The sequence below is a fragment of the Gordonia malaquae genome (genome assembly GCF_037148075.1).
GTDB classification, from domain to species: domain Bacteria; phylum Actinomycetota; class Actinomycetes; order Mycobacteriales; family Mycobacteriaceae; genus Gordonia; species Gordonia malaquae.
The window spans coordinates 353713-368333 of record NZ_JBBCUB010000003.1; the positions used below are offsets into that span (position 1 = coordinate 353713).

16 protein-coding genes are annotated in these 14621 nt (G+C 67.2%); 8 read left to right on the plus strand and 8 right to left on the minus strand.

Going from position 1 to position 14621, the window contains the following annotated elements:
* Positions 1 to 18: 18 nt before the first annotated feature.
* Positions 19 to 747: a VOC family protein gene (locus tag WFK36_RS13725; protein ID WP_336792328.1), complete on the minus strand. Its 729-nt coding sequence runs from the start codon at positions 745 to 747 to the stop codon at positions 19 to 21.
* A 443-nt stretch (positions 748 to 1190) separates the two neighbouring features.
* Here WFK36_RS13725 and WFK36_RS13730 point away from each other — a divergent pair, with 443 nt between their 5' ends.
* The 4 genes from WFK36_RS13730 to WFK36_RS13745 are packed head-to-tail and all read left to right on the plus strand — an operon-like array spanning position 1191 to position 4192.
* Entirely contained in the window at positions 1191 to 1523 is a 333-nt protein-coding gene (locus tag WFK36_RS13730; protein WP_008377568.1) for a rhodanese-like domain-containing protein, read from the plus strand.
* Positions 1520 to 2461 carry a DUF4328 domain-containing protein gene (locus WFK36_RS13735; RefSeq protein ID WP_336792329.1) on the plus strand — a complete coding sequence of 314 codons (942 nt, stop codon included), beginning with the start codon at positions 1520 to 1522 and terminating at the stop codon, positions 2459 to 2461. The genes WFK36_RS13730 and WFK36_RS13735 overlap by 4 nt, the downstream gene beginning before the upstream one ends.
* The gene (locus WFK36_RS13740; protein ID WP_008377570.1) at positions 2458 to 3243 is read left to right on the plus strand and encodes a glycerophosphodiester phosphodiesterase family protein; all 786 of its coding nucleotides are present in this window, start codon (positions 2458 to 2460) and stop codon (positions 3241 to 3243) included. The genes WFK36_RS13735 and WFK36_RS13740 overlap by 4 nt, the downstream gene beginning before the upstream one ends.
* Before the next feature lie 31 nt (positions 3244 to 3274).
* Positions 3275 to 4192, plus strand: a complete 918-nt coding sequence (locus tag WFK36_RS13745; protein ID WP_336792330.1) for a DUF5926 family protein — start codon at positions 3275 to 3277, stop codon at positions 4190 to 4192.
* A gap of 232 nt (positions 4193 to 4424) precedes the next feature.
* On the opposite strand, the gene WFK36_RS13750 is transcribed toward WFK36_RS13745, so the two are convergent.
* Genes WFK36_RS13750 through serS form a run of 4 tightly spaced genes read right to left on the minus strand, consistent with a single transcriptional unit; the run spans position 4425 to position 8406 of the window.
* Positions 4425 to 4973 carry a ferritin gene (locus WFK36_RS13750; RefSeq protein WP_040519657.1) on the minus strand — a complete coding sequence of 183 codons (549 nt, stop codon included), beginning with the start codon at positions 4971 to 4973 and terminating at the stop codon, positions 4425 to 4427.
* A gap of 10 nt (positions 4974 to 4983) precedes the next feature.
* On the minus strand, positions 4984 to 6264 hold the full coding sequence (locus WFK36_RS13755; RefSeq protein WP_336792331.1) for an LCP family protein: 1281 nt from the start codon (positions 6262 to 6264) through the stop codon (positions 4984 to 4986).
* 47 nt (positions 6265 to 6311) lie between these two features.
* Positions 6312 to 7136, minus strand: a complete 825-nt coding sequence (locus tag WFK36_RS13760; RefSeq protein WP_336792333.1) for a hypothetical protein — start codon at positions 7134 to 7136, stop codon at positions 6312 to 6314.
* 13 nt (positions 7137 to 7149) lie between these two features.
* Positions 7150 to 8406, minus strand: a complete 1257-nt coding sequence (serS, locus tag WFK36_RS13765) for a serine--tRNA ligase (RefSeq protein WP_336792335.1) — start codon at positions 8404 to 8406, stop codon at positions 7150 to 7152.
* 54 nt (positions 8407 to 8460) lie between these two features.
* Between serS and WFK36_RS13770 the strand changes: the two genes are divergently transcribed.
* Together WFK36_RS13770 and WFK36_RS13775 are read left to right on the plus strand one after the other, a co-directional pair.
* The gene (locus WFK36_RS13770; RefSeq protein WP_336792337.1) at positions 8461 to 9660 is read left to right on the plus strand and encodes a septum formation family protein; all 1200 of its coding nucleotides are present in this window, start codon (positions 8461 to 8463) and stop codon (positions 9658 to 9660) included.
* Positions 9661 to 9663: 3 nt separating this feature from the next.
* Complete coding sequence (locus WFK36_RS13775) at positions 9664 to 10014, plus strand: metallopeptidase family protein (RefSeq protein ID WP_336792339.1); 351 nt, start codon at positions 9664 to 9666, stop codon at positions 10012 to 10014.
* Between the two features lie 387 nt (positions 10015 to 10401).
* Here WFK36_RS13775 and WFK36_RS13780 read toward each other — a convergent pair whose 3' ends face one another.
* Together WFK36_RS13780 and pheA are read right to left on the minus strand one after the other, a co-directional pair.
* Positions 10402 to 11046 carry a histidine phosphatase family protein gene (locus tag WFK36_RS13780; RefSeq protein WP_008377578.1) on the minus strand — a complete coding sequence of 215 codons (645 nt, stop codon included), beginning with the start codon at positions 11044 to 11046 and terminating at the stop codon, positions 10402 to 10404.
* A 1-nt stretch (position 11047) separates the two neighbouring features.
* Positions 11048 to 11971, minus strand: coding sequence for a prephenate dehydratase (pheA, locus tag WFK36_RS13785; RefSeq protein WP_040519679.1), 924 nt, complete (start codon positions 11969 to 11971; stop codon positions 11048 to 11050).
* Positions 11972 to 12100: 129 nt separating this feature from the next.
* Here pheA and WFK36_RS13790 point away from each other — a divergent pair, with 129 nt between their 5' ends.
* A complete protein-coding gene (locus WFK36_RS13790; RefSeq protein WP_336792340.1) occupies positions 12101 to 12865 on the plus strand; it encodes a DUF2470 domain-containing protein in 765 nt (254 codons plus the stop codon).
* 66 nt (positions 12866 to 12931) lie between these two features.
* A complete protein-coding gene (locus WFK36_RS13795; protein WP_336792341.1) occupies positions 12932 to 13690 on the plus strand; it encodes a CPBP family intramembrane glutamic endopeptidase in 759 nt (252 codons plus the stop codon).
* A 282-nt stretch (positions 13691 to 13972) separates the two neighbouring features.
* Here WFK36_RS13795 and WFK36_RS13800 read toward each other — a convergent pair whose 3' ends face one another.
* Positions 13973 to 14611 carry a TetR/AcrR family transcriptional regulator gene (locus tag WFK36_RS13800; RefSeq protein ID WP_336792342.1) on the minus strand — a complete coding sequence of 213 codons (639 nt, stop codon included), beginning with the start codon at positions 14609 to 14611 and terminating at the stop codon, positions 13973 to 13975.
* Positions 14612 to 14621: the final 10 nt, after the last annotated feature.

The following is a 14621-nucleotide window of genomic DNA, read 5'->3' on the forward strand; positions in this document are numbered from 1 at the left end:
GTTCCCGCATCGCAGTCGCTACGCTCCGGTCCTCGGATTCCGCGCGGAGATGAAGTACCGGCGGCCCGTGGGGTCGGCCATGACCACCTGGTCGTGACGACGTTCCACGACCGTCGCTCCCCAGTCCTCGTGCCGCTCCACTTCGACCGGGAGGTTGCTCGCGGCGACGTCCAGGTAGGTGGCCCCGGACGCGTTGTCCGATCGGACGAGCAGGACCTGCAACGACAGATCCGGATCGCGGGTCAAGGTGTGGCGGTCGACGTCGCCCGGAGCGTCCTGGCCTGTCAGTGCGGTCCAGAAGGCGAGCTCCGCGTCGAACTTGGCAGCCGGGACGTCGTAGCAGATCTGATCGATGATGCTGATGGTCCCGCCGGGCCACCGGATCGGGCGGGACCGTCGATTCTCGCCTGCCCATTCGACGAGGCAGAACCGTCCGCCTGCGGGGGACGCCATCACTCGGTGAGTTCCGTAGTCGGCGATCTCCCTGGCGCCAAGTGCGACGGCCTCCAGGGCGGCCGACGCAGGATCGTCGACGTGCATGTCGAGGTGCGTCCCGCCGGGACCTGCGGCGATCCGCTGGACCCGGAGGTGAGCGTCGCCGTTGAACGGGTCGAGGGAGGCGAACTCCTTCGACGGTCCGCGGGGCGGCGAGACCGTGCTTCCCGAGATCGCGCGCCAGAAGGTGACTTCCGATCCGAACTCGGCGGCGGGGAAGTCGAGGAACGCGGTCAGCCAGCGAACATGCACGCCACGATTCTAGTGCGACATCAGTGTGCGACACCGCGTACGAGTGCGTGCCGGATCAGCAGGTGTCAAGTCTTCCTGGAGAGTTTCGATCGGCGTGTTGTCCCCAGGTTGTCCCCAACTGTGGATGTGGACAAGTGGATGAAATCTACTTGGCGGTAATGCGTCGGAGGGATGCCGTGGGCCCGAATCTGTCGTTAATTCGAGACGGCCGTCACAGAATCAGCCCCGTTTTCCTAGGTCTATCCACAATTCCACAGGGTTGTCCACAGGGTCGCCGTGCCTGTTGGTGAATCCCGAACACCCTGTGAACGAAGCTTTCCACGGCACCTGTGGAAATCTCTATGCAGGTATGCATAGTTGCGTCTGCTTGCTCGGAGTGTTGTTGCGGATGTGTAGCTGGCGCACCCGCGATCGACAGGTGTGGAAAACTGGGGAACGTGAGCATGGGCGACATCGAGTCGGTGGGCGTCACCGAACTTCCGGACGACTTCACCGACGACCCGGAACGGATCCTGCTCGATGTCCGCGAGGACTACGAGTGGGATGAGGCGCACGTCCGCGGCGCACTCCACATTCCGCTCGGCGAGGTCCCCGGTCGCATCGACGAGATCGATCTCGACCGTGAACTGTTCGTCGTGTGCCGGACCAGCGGGCGGTCGTATCGGATCATGGAGTATCTCCTCAACCGCGGCATCGACGGCACGGTCGTGACCGGCGGCATGGTCGCCTGGATCGCCGCCGACAAGCCTGTCGACGGTGGACCGGACGCTCCGTGACCGCGCCGGTGAACCTCGACATCTGCCCGTCCTGCCGCATCCAGGCCCCGCACCGGGAGGGTAGGACGGTCTGCCCCCGCTGCGGAGGACCGCTCACGCAGTCCGCGCCTGCCCGCCAGTCGCCGCAGCCGCCTCGTCGGCCCGCGCTGCGGTGGACAGCGCATCGTCCGCGCGAAGCGATGCCGTCGCCGCGTGGCCCGAAGCGTCCGGACAAGGGGCCGACGCCGTCGTATGCGTACAACCCCGGCTGGGGTCTCGTCGATGTCCCGGACAAGGCGGCCGAAGCCGATGACCGGGTGCCCGTCGCGACTGCTGCCCTCACTCGCGCCATGGAGCTGACGTGTCTGATTCTCGGAGCCTCCGCCGTCGTCCACGGCGCGCGCTACGTGATCGCCGTGGTGAACCGGACGCGCCCGATCTCGGCGTGGATCGACTGGCTCAGCAGCATCGCGGTCCTCGTCTTCGGGGTGATGTCACTGATCGCCGTCGTCGTCGCCATCGTGACCTTCGGCCGATGGGTTCGTGAGATCCGCATCCGCAGTTTTGCGAGTGCAGGCTTCCTCGACCCTCGACCTGCGTGGGCGGTGTTCGCCTTGACGGTGACTCCGTTCGTCAACGTCGTCGGAGCGCCGTGGATGCTGCACGAGGCCGCCCGAGTGAGCGACCTCGACGACGGTGGACGGCTCGCGCGGATCCGCCTGAGGCTGGCCGTGGCTTGGGCGATCGTCAATGGCGTCGCGGTGCTTGCGGTCATTTACCGCCTTGGCGCGTGGAGCACGGAATCCCTGCAGGTGGACGCCGACGCTCTCGCCTTGGTGACGGCGTCGTTCGCTGTCTCGGCGGTCTTCGCGCGGTGGGCGGTCACTCGCGTCGAACGACTGGCGGGGACACACTCCGACGTCGACGAGCGTCCGCTCCGGCGGCTGGTGGCGGCATGAGCGCGCGCGACGTCTCCCGCTCAGGCAAGCCCGCCGTCGTCGCGCACCGCGGGGCGTCGGGCGAAATGGCCGAACACACCCTCGCCGCATACGAACTCGCCCTGCAGCAGGGGTCGGACGGTCTCGAGTGCGATGTGCGGCTCACCGCCGACCACGAACTCGTATGCATTCACGACCGCACGATCGAACGGACGTCGGACGGCACGGGCGTCGTCAGCGAGATGACCCTCGCGCAGCTCCGTGAACACGACTTCGGGTCGTGGCACAGCGGCACGGCAGCCGAGGTCTTGACGCTGCGCGAACTGTTGACCCTCACGCTCGATTGGCATCGACCCGTCCGTCTCTTCATCGAGACCAAGCATCCGGTCCGCTACGGCAGCCTCGTCGAGACAGCACTGCTGGAGATGCTCCACGAGTTCGGCGTGGCGTCCCCGCCTTCGGCCGATCACAGCCGAGCCGTTGTCATCTCGTTCTCGTCGGCAGGCGTCTGGCGGATCCGCCGCAGCGCGCCGATCCTCCCGACCATCCTGCTCGGAGACACCGCCCGCATCATCGGCGGCACCGCGGCGACTGCCGTCGGAGCGACCGGCGTGGGCCCCTCGATCGAGACGCTGCGACTGCACCCCGAGCTCGTCGACCGTGCCGCCGCATCCGGCCGCGTCACCTACTGCTGGACGGTGGACGAGAAACCCGACGTCCAACTCTGCGCCGACCTCGGTGTCCGCTGGGTCGCGACGAATCATCCGGCACGAGTCAGGGACTGGCTCGTCACCGTCGACTGACACGTCCTTGGACTCTGCGACACTGGTACCCATGGCAAAGAAGAGCAAGCGCGGCAGTGGTCCGCGCCCGGGTAGCAATCGCGCGGAGCGGGTGGCCGCACGCAAGGCCAGGCAGGCTGCGTCCTTGGAGGCCCCCGCCCGCCCGTTCGACGGACTCGCCGCCGAGTGCGACCTGGTCGCGATGCGGTCGTTCATCGCGTCGGCCACCGCACAGGTGACGTTCACCGACGGCTTCGGCGCCGCCCACGAGGCGGACTTCGCCACCGTGCTGCCCGGCGCGGTGTTCGCCGATGTGCGCGAACGGCCGACGGGCGCGCAGGGCCTGGTCGCTCTGCAGACCGACCCGGAGCCCGCCGATCTGCGTGCGTCGCTGTCGGCGGCGCTCGCGTGGGCCGGCAATGCCGAGCCCGGCGCCGAGTACACCGGGGACGCGGTCGAGGCCGCGCTCACCGACATCGTCGACCCGACGGCGTCGCTCGAAGTGATCGTCTACGAGAACTTCGACTGGTGGTTCGCCGAGGGGGCCGAGCTGGAGTCGCACGTCAAGGCGATGCTGCAGCGCGCCAACGACACGATCCTCCCGACCGCGCGGCTGCACCCTGCGAGCGGCGTCGGAGCTCCGTGGTGGGTCGATGCGGGCGAGCGCGCCCATCTGCGGTGGGTGCGCCCCGAAGACGAGGAGTCGTTGATGAACGCGCTCGCTCGTGTTCACGCCGCCGGAGCGTTGACGATGGGTGAGAACTCTCGTTTCGCCGGGTCGTTCCGTACCCACGGCCTGGTGGTCCCGGTGTTCGACCTCGACGTCGAAGCGCACCATGAGGAGTGGCACGACGGGCTCGAGGCCCTGGACGCGGCTCTGACCGAGGCGCTCGCCGACACGTCGGATCTCACTGCGGCCCAGCGTTCCTCTCGCGCAGGCATCATCGGGCGCCAGGTGACCCTGCGCTGACCCCCGCTCCTTGAGGAGCCGCGAATCCCCTTGCTCCTTGTGGTGCCGCGAGTCCCCTGCTCCTTGTGGAGCCGCGAGTCCCCCTGCTCCTTGAGCGAGCGAAGCGAGTCGAAAGGCTTTTGCGGCAACACCTTTCGACTCGCAAGCTCGCTCAAGGAGCAGGGGAAGTCTCGCAAAGTCGCGCAAGGAGCAGGGGGAGTCTCGCAAGCTCACTCGAGGAGCAGTGGGAGAGTCAGAGGTTGCCGCCTGCGGCGATGGGGGCCGACACGTCGTTCTGGCCGGTCTTGCTGTTGAGCTCACGCTCGACGAAGTTCTCCAGATCGAACAGGTTGCCGTTGGCCCGCTCGGCGATGGTCTGCAGGGTGGTCATCGAGGCGACTTCCTCGACCTGCTCCTTGAGGAACCACTGCATGAACTGTTCGCCCAGGTAGTCGCCGCTCTCGCGGGCCGAGCTCGCGAGATCGACGATCTGCTGGGTCACCTGCTTCTCCTGGGCGAGCGCCAGTGCGATCGGCTCACGGTACTCGCTGAACTCGGTGGCCGGAGCCGAGGCGGCGGGCACCTTGACGTCGATGTCACGATCGAGGAAGTACTGCACGATCATCATCGCGTGATTGCGCTCTTCCACCGACTGCTCGTAGAAGTGCTGCGCCATCTGCGGCATGTCGTGCGCGGCGTACCAGACGGCGAGCGCGATGTACTGCTGTGAAGCGGAGAACTCGTTGCTGATCTGTTCGTGGAGCAGCTCTTGGAACGGGGTACGCGCAGCGGTGTCGGTCATGCGCACCAGATTAGCGGAGTGGCGACCCGTCTGAACTGCTCAGGAGATCCTTCGGGACCTCCACGCCCTTGCTGACGTATTCGAAGAACGACGTCGTGGTCGATCCGGGGATGAGCGAGTCGCCGTCGTCGGTCACCTGGTCCCCGTCGGTGGGGACGGTGGTGGTGAGCGGGTCTCGCAGTTTGTAGGCGAGCCACGCGAGATCCCACAGATGGTCGCCGTCGGCGACGGTCACCGCGGCGACGGCGCCGTTCGCGAACGGGATCAGCCGGAACGGATTGAGCAGCACACCCGGGCTGGTCGCCTTCGACATCAATGCGGCGAAGAACTTCCGCTGATTGACCACGCGCTCCAAGTCGGCGTTGGGGAACGCCCGAGTGCGAACCAGGCCGAGCGCCTGCGCACCGTTCAACTCCTGGCAACCCGCCTTGAGCCGCAGTCCGGCCTTCGGGTCGCGGAGCGGTTTGGTCAAGCACATCTCGACACCTCCGACGGCGTCGACCAGGCTGTCGAACCCGCCGAAACCGATCTCGATGTAGTGGTCGATGTGGACTTTGCTGAACTCCTCGATGGTCTGGACCAGCAGTTTCGGGCCACCGGTGTTGAAGGCCGAGTTGATCTTGTGGCTGCCCTGCCCGGGGATCGGCACGTACAGGTCGCGTGGGACGCTGACGAGCATCGGGCGGCCCGACGTCGGGAAATGCGCGAGCATGATCGTGTCCGTGCGCGCGCCGTCACTGTCGCCGGTGGCGAGTTTGTCCTTGTCGGCCTGGCTGAGGCCGGACCTGGAGTCGGTGCCGACGATGAGCCAGTTGGTGCCCGGCGTGTCGCCGATGCGGCCGGGGTAGTCGGCGAGCGCGTCCACCCGATTCAACTTGGTGTCGTAGTAGAAGAGCAACGCGATCGGCGTGATCAGCAGGACGAGCAGCACGACCAGGGCGATGCGCAGCCACCGGCGAGGCTTTCGGCTCCGTCGGGGCTTGCTCGGCGGGGCGGCGGATGCGGCCCGTCGCGGGGGTTGCGCAGGCGGACGAGATGCGGGGCGGCGAGGAGGAGGCCCCGGCGGGCGTCGTCGATCGTCACGGGGGATCGGCTCGGGCTCCTGGCGCGGTGCGTACCCGGGGCGACCCTGCAGTCGGTCGTCACCCTGTGCCGGTGCGTGCCTGCGGGGCTGGGACGGCTCTTGCGACCAGGCGAGCGGCGGTCGATACGGCTCCTGGCGAGGCGGACCCGGCCGCTCGCCTCGAGGCGGCGGCCTGCGCATCATCGGCGGCTCAGGCTGGTCGTTCATCCTGGCAACCGTACCGGTGGCACCTGGCCGAAACCTGAGTCCGTCGGCTATTCGACTGCCGCCACCCCGTCGGACAGCGCCACGACGACGGCGCCGCCGATCGCGGCGACGAAGGCGATCACCATGACCGGGCCCCACCCTGCGCGGGCGGAATCGCCCAGCAGAACCGCGCCGACGACGCCCGGGATCACGGTCTCGCCGACGGCGACGGCTGCTGCGGCACCCGCGACGGCTCCGGTCTGCAATGCGGCGGTGAACAGATAGAAGCCGCCTGCCCCGCACAGGACCACCGCGTACGCGGCCGGGTCGGTCAGGATCTCGCCGAGCCGGAACGGATCGACCCCGTCGACCACGCGGACGGCGACGGTCATCAAGCCGAACAACACCCCCGAGACCATCGCTGCAGGCAGCGCGGTGCGTCGACCTCCCGCGGCCACCGCGACCAACCCGCCGGAGAGCAAGACGACGCCGGCGACCAGCAGACCCCAGTGCAGTGCGAGTCCGGGATCGTCACGTCCCTCGGCGCCCGCGGTGAGCCCGAGGATCACCAGGGCCACGACGGCGACGGCGATCCCGAACCGGTCTCGCCGCGACAGGGTCACGCCGAGCACCACGGCAGCGAGAACCGCGGTGACCAGCAGGTTCGAGCTGATGATCGGCTGCGACAGGAACAGTGGAAGCGTCCGAGACGCGACCGCCGTGCACACGAAGCCGACGGCGTCCAGAGCCATGCCTGCCAGGAAGACGGGATGGATCATCGCGGCCAGGGGTGATGCGTCGATGCTCGCCCTGGTGGCCGCGTGGGCCTGCATCACCGATGCCGTTCCGAACGCGAGAGCGGCGACGACCGCGGCGATCACGCCGACAGTCATCGCGGCTTCTGCGCTACTTGGGTGCGATGACGTCGACGCCGACGAAGCGTGCGAGCTCCTCCGGCAGTTTCACCGAGCCGTCGGCCTGCTGATGGTTCTCGAGGATCGCGACGAGCCAACGGGTGGTGGCGAGCGTTCCGTTGAGCGTGGCGGCGGTCTGCGCCTTGCCGTTCTCGTCGCGGTAGCGGACCTGCAGGCGGCGAGCCTGGAAGGTGGTGCAGTTCGACGTCGACGTCAGCTCGCGGTAGGTGTTCTGCGTCGGGACCCACGCCTCGCAGTCGAACTTGCGGGCCGCAGAACTGCCGAGGTCGCCGCCTGCGACGTCGATGACGCGGTAGGGGACGTCGATCGCGGCGAGCATGTCCTTCTCCCACGCGAGAAGCCGCTGGTGCTCGGCTTCGGCGTCCTCCGGCCTGCAGTAGACGAAGCCTTCCACCTTGTCGAACTGGTGGACGCGGATGATGCCGCGGGTGTCCTTGCCGTACGAACCGGCTTCGCGCCGGAAACACGTCGACCAGCCGGCATAGCGCTTCGGGCCGTCGGAGAGGTCGAGGATCTCGTCGGAGTGGTAACCGGCGAGCGGCACCTCCGACGTGCCGACGAGATACATGTCGTCCGCTTCGAGGCGGTACACCTCGTCGGCGTGCGAGCCCAGGAACCCGGTTCCCTGCATCACCTCGGGCCGCACGAGCACCGGCGGGATCATCAGGGTGAATCCGTTGGCGGTGGCCTTGGCGGCCGCCATGTTGAGCAGGCCGAGCTGCAGCTGCGCGCCGAGGCCGGTGAGGAAGTAGAAACGTGACCCCGACACCTTCGCACCGCGCGCCATGTCGATGAGGCCGAGGCGTTCGCCGATCTCCAGGTGATCCTTCGGATTGACGATCTCGCGGGGCTCACCCACGTGCTCGATGACGACGTAGTCGTCCTCGCCGCCGGGCGGGGTGGCCTCGGAGACGATGTTCGAGATGGCCCGCTGGCACCGAGTCGCGGTTTCGTCGGCCTCGGTCTGACGGGCCACGGCGGCCTTGACCTGCTCGGCGAGTTCCTTGCCGCGCGCCAAGAGTGCTGTCTTCTCGTCGCCGGACGCCTTGCCCACCTGTTTGCCGAGCGACTTCTGCTCCGAGCGCAGGGCGTCGGCCTCAGCGATGGCGGCACGACGGTCCACGTCGGCCTGCAACAGCTGGTCGACGAGCGCCGGGTCTTCGCCGCGAGTGCGCTGTGACGCGCGGACGAGGTCGGGATTATCACGCAGGATCTTCAGATCGATCACACCTCGACCCTACTAGGAAGACACAGGCTCAACCGACCAGGCATGATGGTTGTGATGACTTCCGACAGCGACACCGGCGGGGACGGCAGCGAACGGCTGCCGTCGTTGGACGACGCCGACGAGTTCACGACACTTCCAGCGGAAGGCGACGCCTCCGATCTGCCGAACGATGCCGCGTCCGGCACGGACGCGGAGACGTCACGCGGTCCACAGCATCGCCTGCGGTTTGTGCTCGGTGCAGTTCTGGTCGGCGCCGTTGTCGCGGGAGGTGTGCTGTTCGCGACGGACGCGTTCGCTGAAGGCGGTGGGGTCGGGTCGACCGAGATCGGTGAGAGCAGCACGATCGACGACGACTTGAGCCGTTCGGAGCCCGGCGACTGCCTGCAGTGGACGGTCAATCCGCCGAGTCAGGCGAGCATCGTCGATTGTGCCGACCCGCATCGTTTCGAAGTCGCCGGGACACTCGACACGTCCGCGTTTCCCTCATCGGAGTTCGCCGCTGACGCACCGTGGCCGGGGGAGGAGCGTTTCGCGTCGATACGTGACGAGAACTGCCCCGCCGTCGTCGACCGCTACCTCGGTGGCGGTCTCGACCCCGCAGGCCGATTCTCCGTCGGACTGATGCGTCCGGGCCGCGCGCAGTGGGAGCGCGGAGCTCGGGTGTTGCGCTGCGGGATCGAGCAGGCGGGCGCCAAGGGTGTGCAGGAAGAGTTCACCGGGCGCGTCGCCGACGTGGACCAGTCGTTCGCGTGGCCGGTCGGCACGTGCATCGGCATCAACAAGGAGACGCGGGAACCGACCGGCAAGGTGGTGAACTGTGCGGAGCCGCACGCCTTCCAGACGACAGGCGTCATCGACCTGTCCCAGCGATTCGGCGGCCGGAATTCAGGTAAGCCGTGGCCGAACACGGAGACGCAGAACGACTATCTGAAGCGGATCTGCCCGTCCCAGACGAACAAGTTCTTCGGCGGAGCCGACAAGTTCGCCGACACGACGTTGAACGTCCAATGGTCGGTCACCGCGGAAGTCGGCTGGCTGACGGGAAGTCGACGCGTGGCCTGCTACGTCGCTCTGCCCGACCGCGGTGGATTCGCGACGCTCGTCGGCGACGCACGTCAGGGCGAACTCCTGATCAACGGCCGTGTTCCGGTGCCGCCGAAGAAGGGGCCGCCCGGCCGCTCACTCGGAACTCCGGTGCCGCTTCCGCCCGGCTACAACGTCGACGACCGGGAGATCCCGGCTCCCGGGGGCTGAGCAGTGCCGGTGGTGATGTCGAACCGCGAGTTCGAGAACCTCGTCGGGGACGCCCTCGACCTATTGCCGACCGAGTTCACCGACGCGATGTCGAACATCGCGATCCTGGTGCGGCCGCACAATCCGGAGGAGCCGACGCTCCTCGGGCTGTATCACGGTGTCGCCCTCACCGAGCGAACCTTCGACTACCAGGGCTTTCTTCCAGACACCATCGAGATATACCGCGATCCGATCCTGGCGATGTGCCATTCGGCGGATGAGGTTCGGCACGAAGTGGCGGTGACCGTGCTCCACGAAGTCGGTCATCATTTCGGCATCGACGACGAATGGCTTCACGCCAACGGGTGGGGATAGGCCTGAGATCCGTCGTTTCATCGAGCTCGGGCGTCACTATGCCGTCGGAGACTGATGATCAGACCGATGTCAGGAGCATGCGGAGGTGGCACCGTTGCCTGATGACGCCGTCGAACTCCCCAACCATCGCTTCGATTTCGAGTTGGCCAAACGCGACAACGTTCGGCGGGTCGAATCTTCCCGGGACCTTGCCGCGGCGAGGGGCTTCACCCGATAGGGGAAGCGCCGGGCTGCATCGAGGTCGAATGGGGCTGGTGCTCGATCACCTACCGCCACCCGGGAGTTCCGGATTCGTACTCGTTGGCGCAGACAGGGAGTCTCAGCTGTCGCAGCGCGTGGCACCTGAGTCGAGCCATAGACCGTGGGTCCCCGGTCCGGATTGACCAGTCAGCCCATCGGATCGACGACGGCGCCCGGAGTGGGGAGGTCGGCGGAGCCCCACCGCTGGACGACCCACAGGCCGTCCCGGTATTCGAGATCGACCGACCCGGTGTTGGGCAGGTAGTTCTCCATCGCGAACTGTGGATCGATCTGGGAGAGGTGCGCGGCGATCAGGCGAATCGCCGCGCCATGCGACACCAGGTAGACGTCGCGGTCCTCTCCGACGATGAATCGTTCGGTCAGGTCGTCGACGGTCGGAAGGTAGCGGTCGCGGAGCATCTCCAGCGACTCGCCTCCGGGCAGACGTGCGTCGATGTCGCCGTTGTGCCACCGGGTGACGACATCGTGGAACACCTCGTGCGCCTCACGGTCCGAGCGGCCTTCGAAGTCGCCGACTTGGATCTCGTGGACGCCGTCGACTGCGACGGTGTCGCCGTCCCACGCCGACGCGATCATGTCGGCCGTCTGCCGCGCACGGTTCGCCACGGAGTGGGCGAGCACTGCTCCTCTGCCGTCCGGGTTGTCGAGCCCGAAGCGGACACCCTGGCGGGCGCCGAAATCGGTGAGGGACGCGCCGGGGAGAGCCGTGTCGAGGATCTTCATCACGTTCGACGTGGTCTCGCCGTGCCGGACGAGGTGTAGTCGCGCCATGTCAGTCGGTCCCTTCCAGCAGTCGTGCGAACCAGTCGTGTGATTCGCTGTGGTCCGGCGGCACGTCGGGGATGCCCCGGTCGATGGGCCACGAACCGAGATAGACCACCCGCTCGGATCCGCGGTGCAGTGCCCTCAGAGCCTCTCCGACGGCGGCGTCGTCGATGTGACCGCAGGCGTCGAGGTAGAAGCGGTACTGGCCGGGAGCGCCGGCGCCCCGCGGGCGGGATTCGATGCGGGTCAGGTCGACGCCGCGTGTGGCGAACTCGTTCATCGCGGTCACCAGGGAGCCCGGAACGTTCGGCAGATCGAGGATCACGCTGGTGCGGTCGGTGCCCGTCGCCGGTGTCGGTCGCCCGGGCGGCCCGATCAGCAGGAATCGGGTGACGGCGTCGTCGGAGTCGGCCACGTGTTCGGCGATGGGCGTCAGATCGTGCAGTCTCGCGGCGGCGGCCGTGGTGACGGCGGCGTCGGCTCGACCGGCTGCGACGTCTGCGGCGGCGCCTGCGTTCGACGTTGCGATGACGAACTCGGCGTTGCCGAATCGTTCGCCGACACTGCGTCTCACCTGCGCGGACGCCACCGGGTAGGCGGCGATGGTGCGAACGGCGTCGTCGGAGATCGGTGTGCGTGCGGCGATGGTGAACGCGATGTCGAGTGACACTTCGGCATACGCCTGGACACGGCGCTGACCGTCGTGGGGGACGAGGGCGTCCATCGTGGCGGGGACGGCGCCTTCAAGCGAGCTCTCGATCGGCACGCAGCCGAAGTCTGCTGTGCCCGAGCGCACCGCGGCGATCACAGCGAGCGGACTGGCCAGCGGTGATTTCTCGACGGTCTCGTCGTGCGGCGCCCTGGCGAGAATCTCGTCGAGGGCCATCTCGGTGAAGGTGCCTGCGGGACCGAAGTAAGCGAAGACTGGCACGTGGTCCACAGTAACCGAGCATCACAGAGTTCGGCTCGGCCTGATCGCCACCGTTGACGGACGCCGCACGGCGCACTAAGTTAGGGTCACATTACTTAGGGTTGCCTATCAACGATTCGAGGAGTGCAGATGCCGAACGGTTCCACGCAGACCATCGCCGCGCCGTGCGACGCCGAGCAGATCCAGACGGCGTGCCGGCGTGCCACCGGAGGCACCCTCTCGGTCGACGGCTCCGACGCCGCCTGCGACTCCGTCACCATGATTCACCTGTTCGAGGGTGATGCGTTCCTCCTGCTGTCCGACGACGCGCCCGCGATCGGCGTGGCACACGGCGACGGCGAGACGTCGGCCGTGTTGGAGGTGATCGACACGGCGCCGCTACAGCTCCGCGAACGGGTCCGGTCGCTGATCTGGCTCACCGGAAAGCTCTTCGAGGTGCCCGCCGACATGCAGCGCGAACTCGCTGTCGAGATCGCCGGAGATCATCCGGACGAACGACTCCTCGACATCGGGCACGGCTACACGATGATTCGCATGGCGATCGAATCGGCCGTCATCGCCTCCACCTCGGGTGCGGGCGCGGTGCCCGCGGAGACTCTCGCCTGCGCCGAGCCGGACGTCTTCTGGGCCTTCGAGGGCGATTGGCTGGCACACCTGGAGTCCGACCACGCTGATCTCGTCCACCAGCTCGCGCGGCGCTTTCCGCCTGCGCTCCGCACCGGTCGTGTGCGGCCCCTGCGGTTGGATCGTTTCGGCATCACCTTCCGTATCGAGACCGCCGACTCCGACGACGACGTCCGCCTGCCGTTCAGTCGACCCGTCGCGCGCGTCGCCGACCTGTCGGCGGCCCTTCACGCGCTGGCCATGCACCCTTCTCTCGATCATCTGATGTGACGCGGGAACTGTGGCGACTCTTCTCGGTCTGAGAGCGGGAGAAGTCGCCGACGTTAGAGTCGTGCTGTGCGAGTGGAGGATCCGAGGCGGCGGCGGGCGATCATCGTCGAACTTGTCATCGTCGGAATCCTGACTTTCGGCTTCTCTGCTCTTTCGGCGATCCTGTCGCTGATCGAGGCCCGACTCGGCGCGGGCATCTCGGAGACGACAGTCGCGCTGAATCCTGCCGAGTCGTCGTCGGTGGTCATCGATGTGATTCGGCAGTCGATGCGCGCGGTCCGCCTGTTCGCGATCGGGGCCCTCGGCGCATATCTGCTGTGGCGGACGGGAATCCGACTCAAAGACGTCGGGCTGGGACGGCCGGCGAAGCGCGATCTGGTGCCGGGCGTCGGGCTGGCCGCTGTCATCGGAATCCCGGGGCTCGCCCTTGTCGCCGCGTCAACGGCCGTCGGCTGGAATGCGCACCTGATCCCCGCTCCGGAGGGGAGTCCGTGGTGGCGGATTCTGCTGCTCTGCGTCATCGCGGCGGGCAATGCTGTGGCCGAAGAGGTGATCGTCGTCGCCTACTTCATGACAAGGCTGCGCCAGTTGGGGGTCGGCGAGGGGGCGACACTCGTGTCGTCGGCCGTGCTGCGTGGCGGCTACCACCTCTATCAGGGCATCGGCGGCGGCGTCGGCAACGTCGTGATGGGCCTGGTGTTCGGACGCTGGTATCAGAAGACGAATCGTCTGTGGCCGCTGATCATTGCGCACACGCTCATCGATGTGCTCGCGTTCGTCGGGTACGCGCTGCTCGCCGACCACCTCGGCTGGCTCGGATTGTGACGGGAGCGAAGACGGGGGGAGCGCGGCGTGGATCAAGCTGGGGACAGGCCCCGCGATCCTCGCCGCGCTCCAACGATCCGAGCAGCTCCCTCCCAAGAGCCCCGATTCCACCCGGATCGAGCTTTGTCTGCCGCTGCTCCTCTCGGAACCAGGCGGCTTGTTGTGAGACTTCGCAGTCTCACAACCGACTGAACGAACCTATCACGCGATTATCGGTCCCGCATAGAGCTGGTGTGACATTGGGCGTTGTAAACGTGCCTACCGGGCACACATACCGCTGAATCAGTCAGGATCGACCGCAATGCGAATTAGGAGATCGGCCAGCAAATCGACGACCATCTCGCGATCTGGCTGCGGATCGGCCGTCGCCCAACGGTGGACCACCGCCGTCATCGACCCGATGAACGCCGTGGCGCTGTAGTCGATCGGCTTCGACGTCGTGCCCGGCAGCGACGCGATCATCGTGCCCATGTACCGCGCCCACTGGTCGCGACTGAGGATGCGATGCGATTCCATGGCCTCGGAGATGCCGCCGATCTCGATGAACGCGCACCGCACGATCCGCGAATCTCCGGCAACCGCGTCGAGATAGGCTCGCATCGCATTCTGGGCGACCCCGTACACGTCCGTGTGATCGCTGTCGGCGATCGCATTGGACACCCGCTCCAATGCGGTCGTCTGAATGCCCTGATAGATCTCGGTGAGCAATTCCTCGCTGCCGGAGTACTCCTCATAGAACTGGCGGCGCGACAGGCCGGCCTCGGCGCACAGCGCGGAGATCGTCACCCTCGCGAAGCCGAGCGTTCCGAAAAGTTCCAGACCTGCCGCCTTGAACCGCGCCTGCCGATCGGCACGACGATCCGCCAACGACTGCCCGCGATACGAGCGGGCAGTCGGTTGGGTCGGGTCGTCGGACGTCACGGGAGTAGTT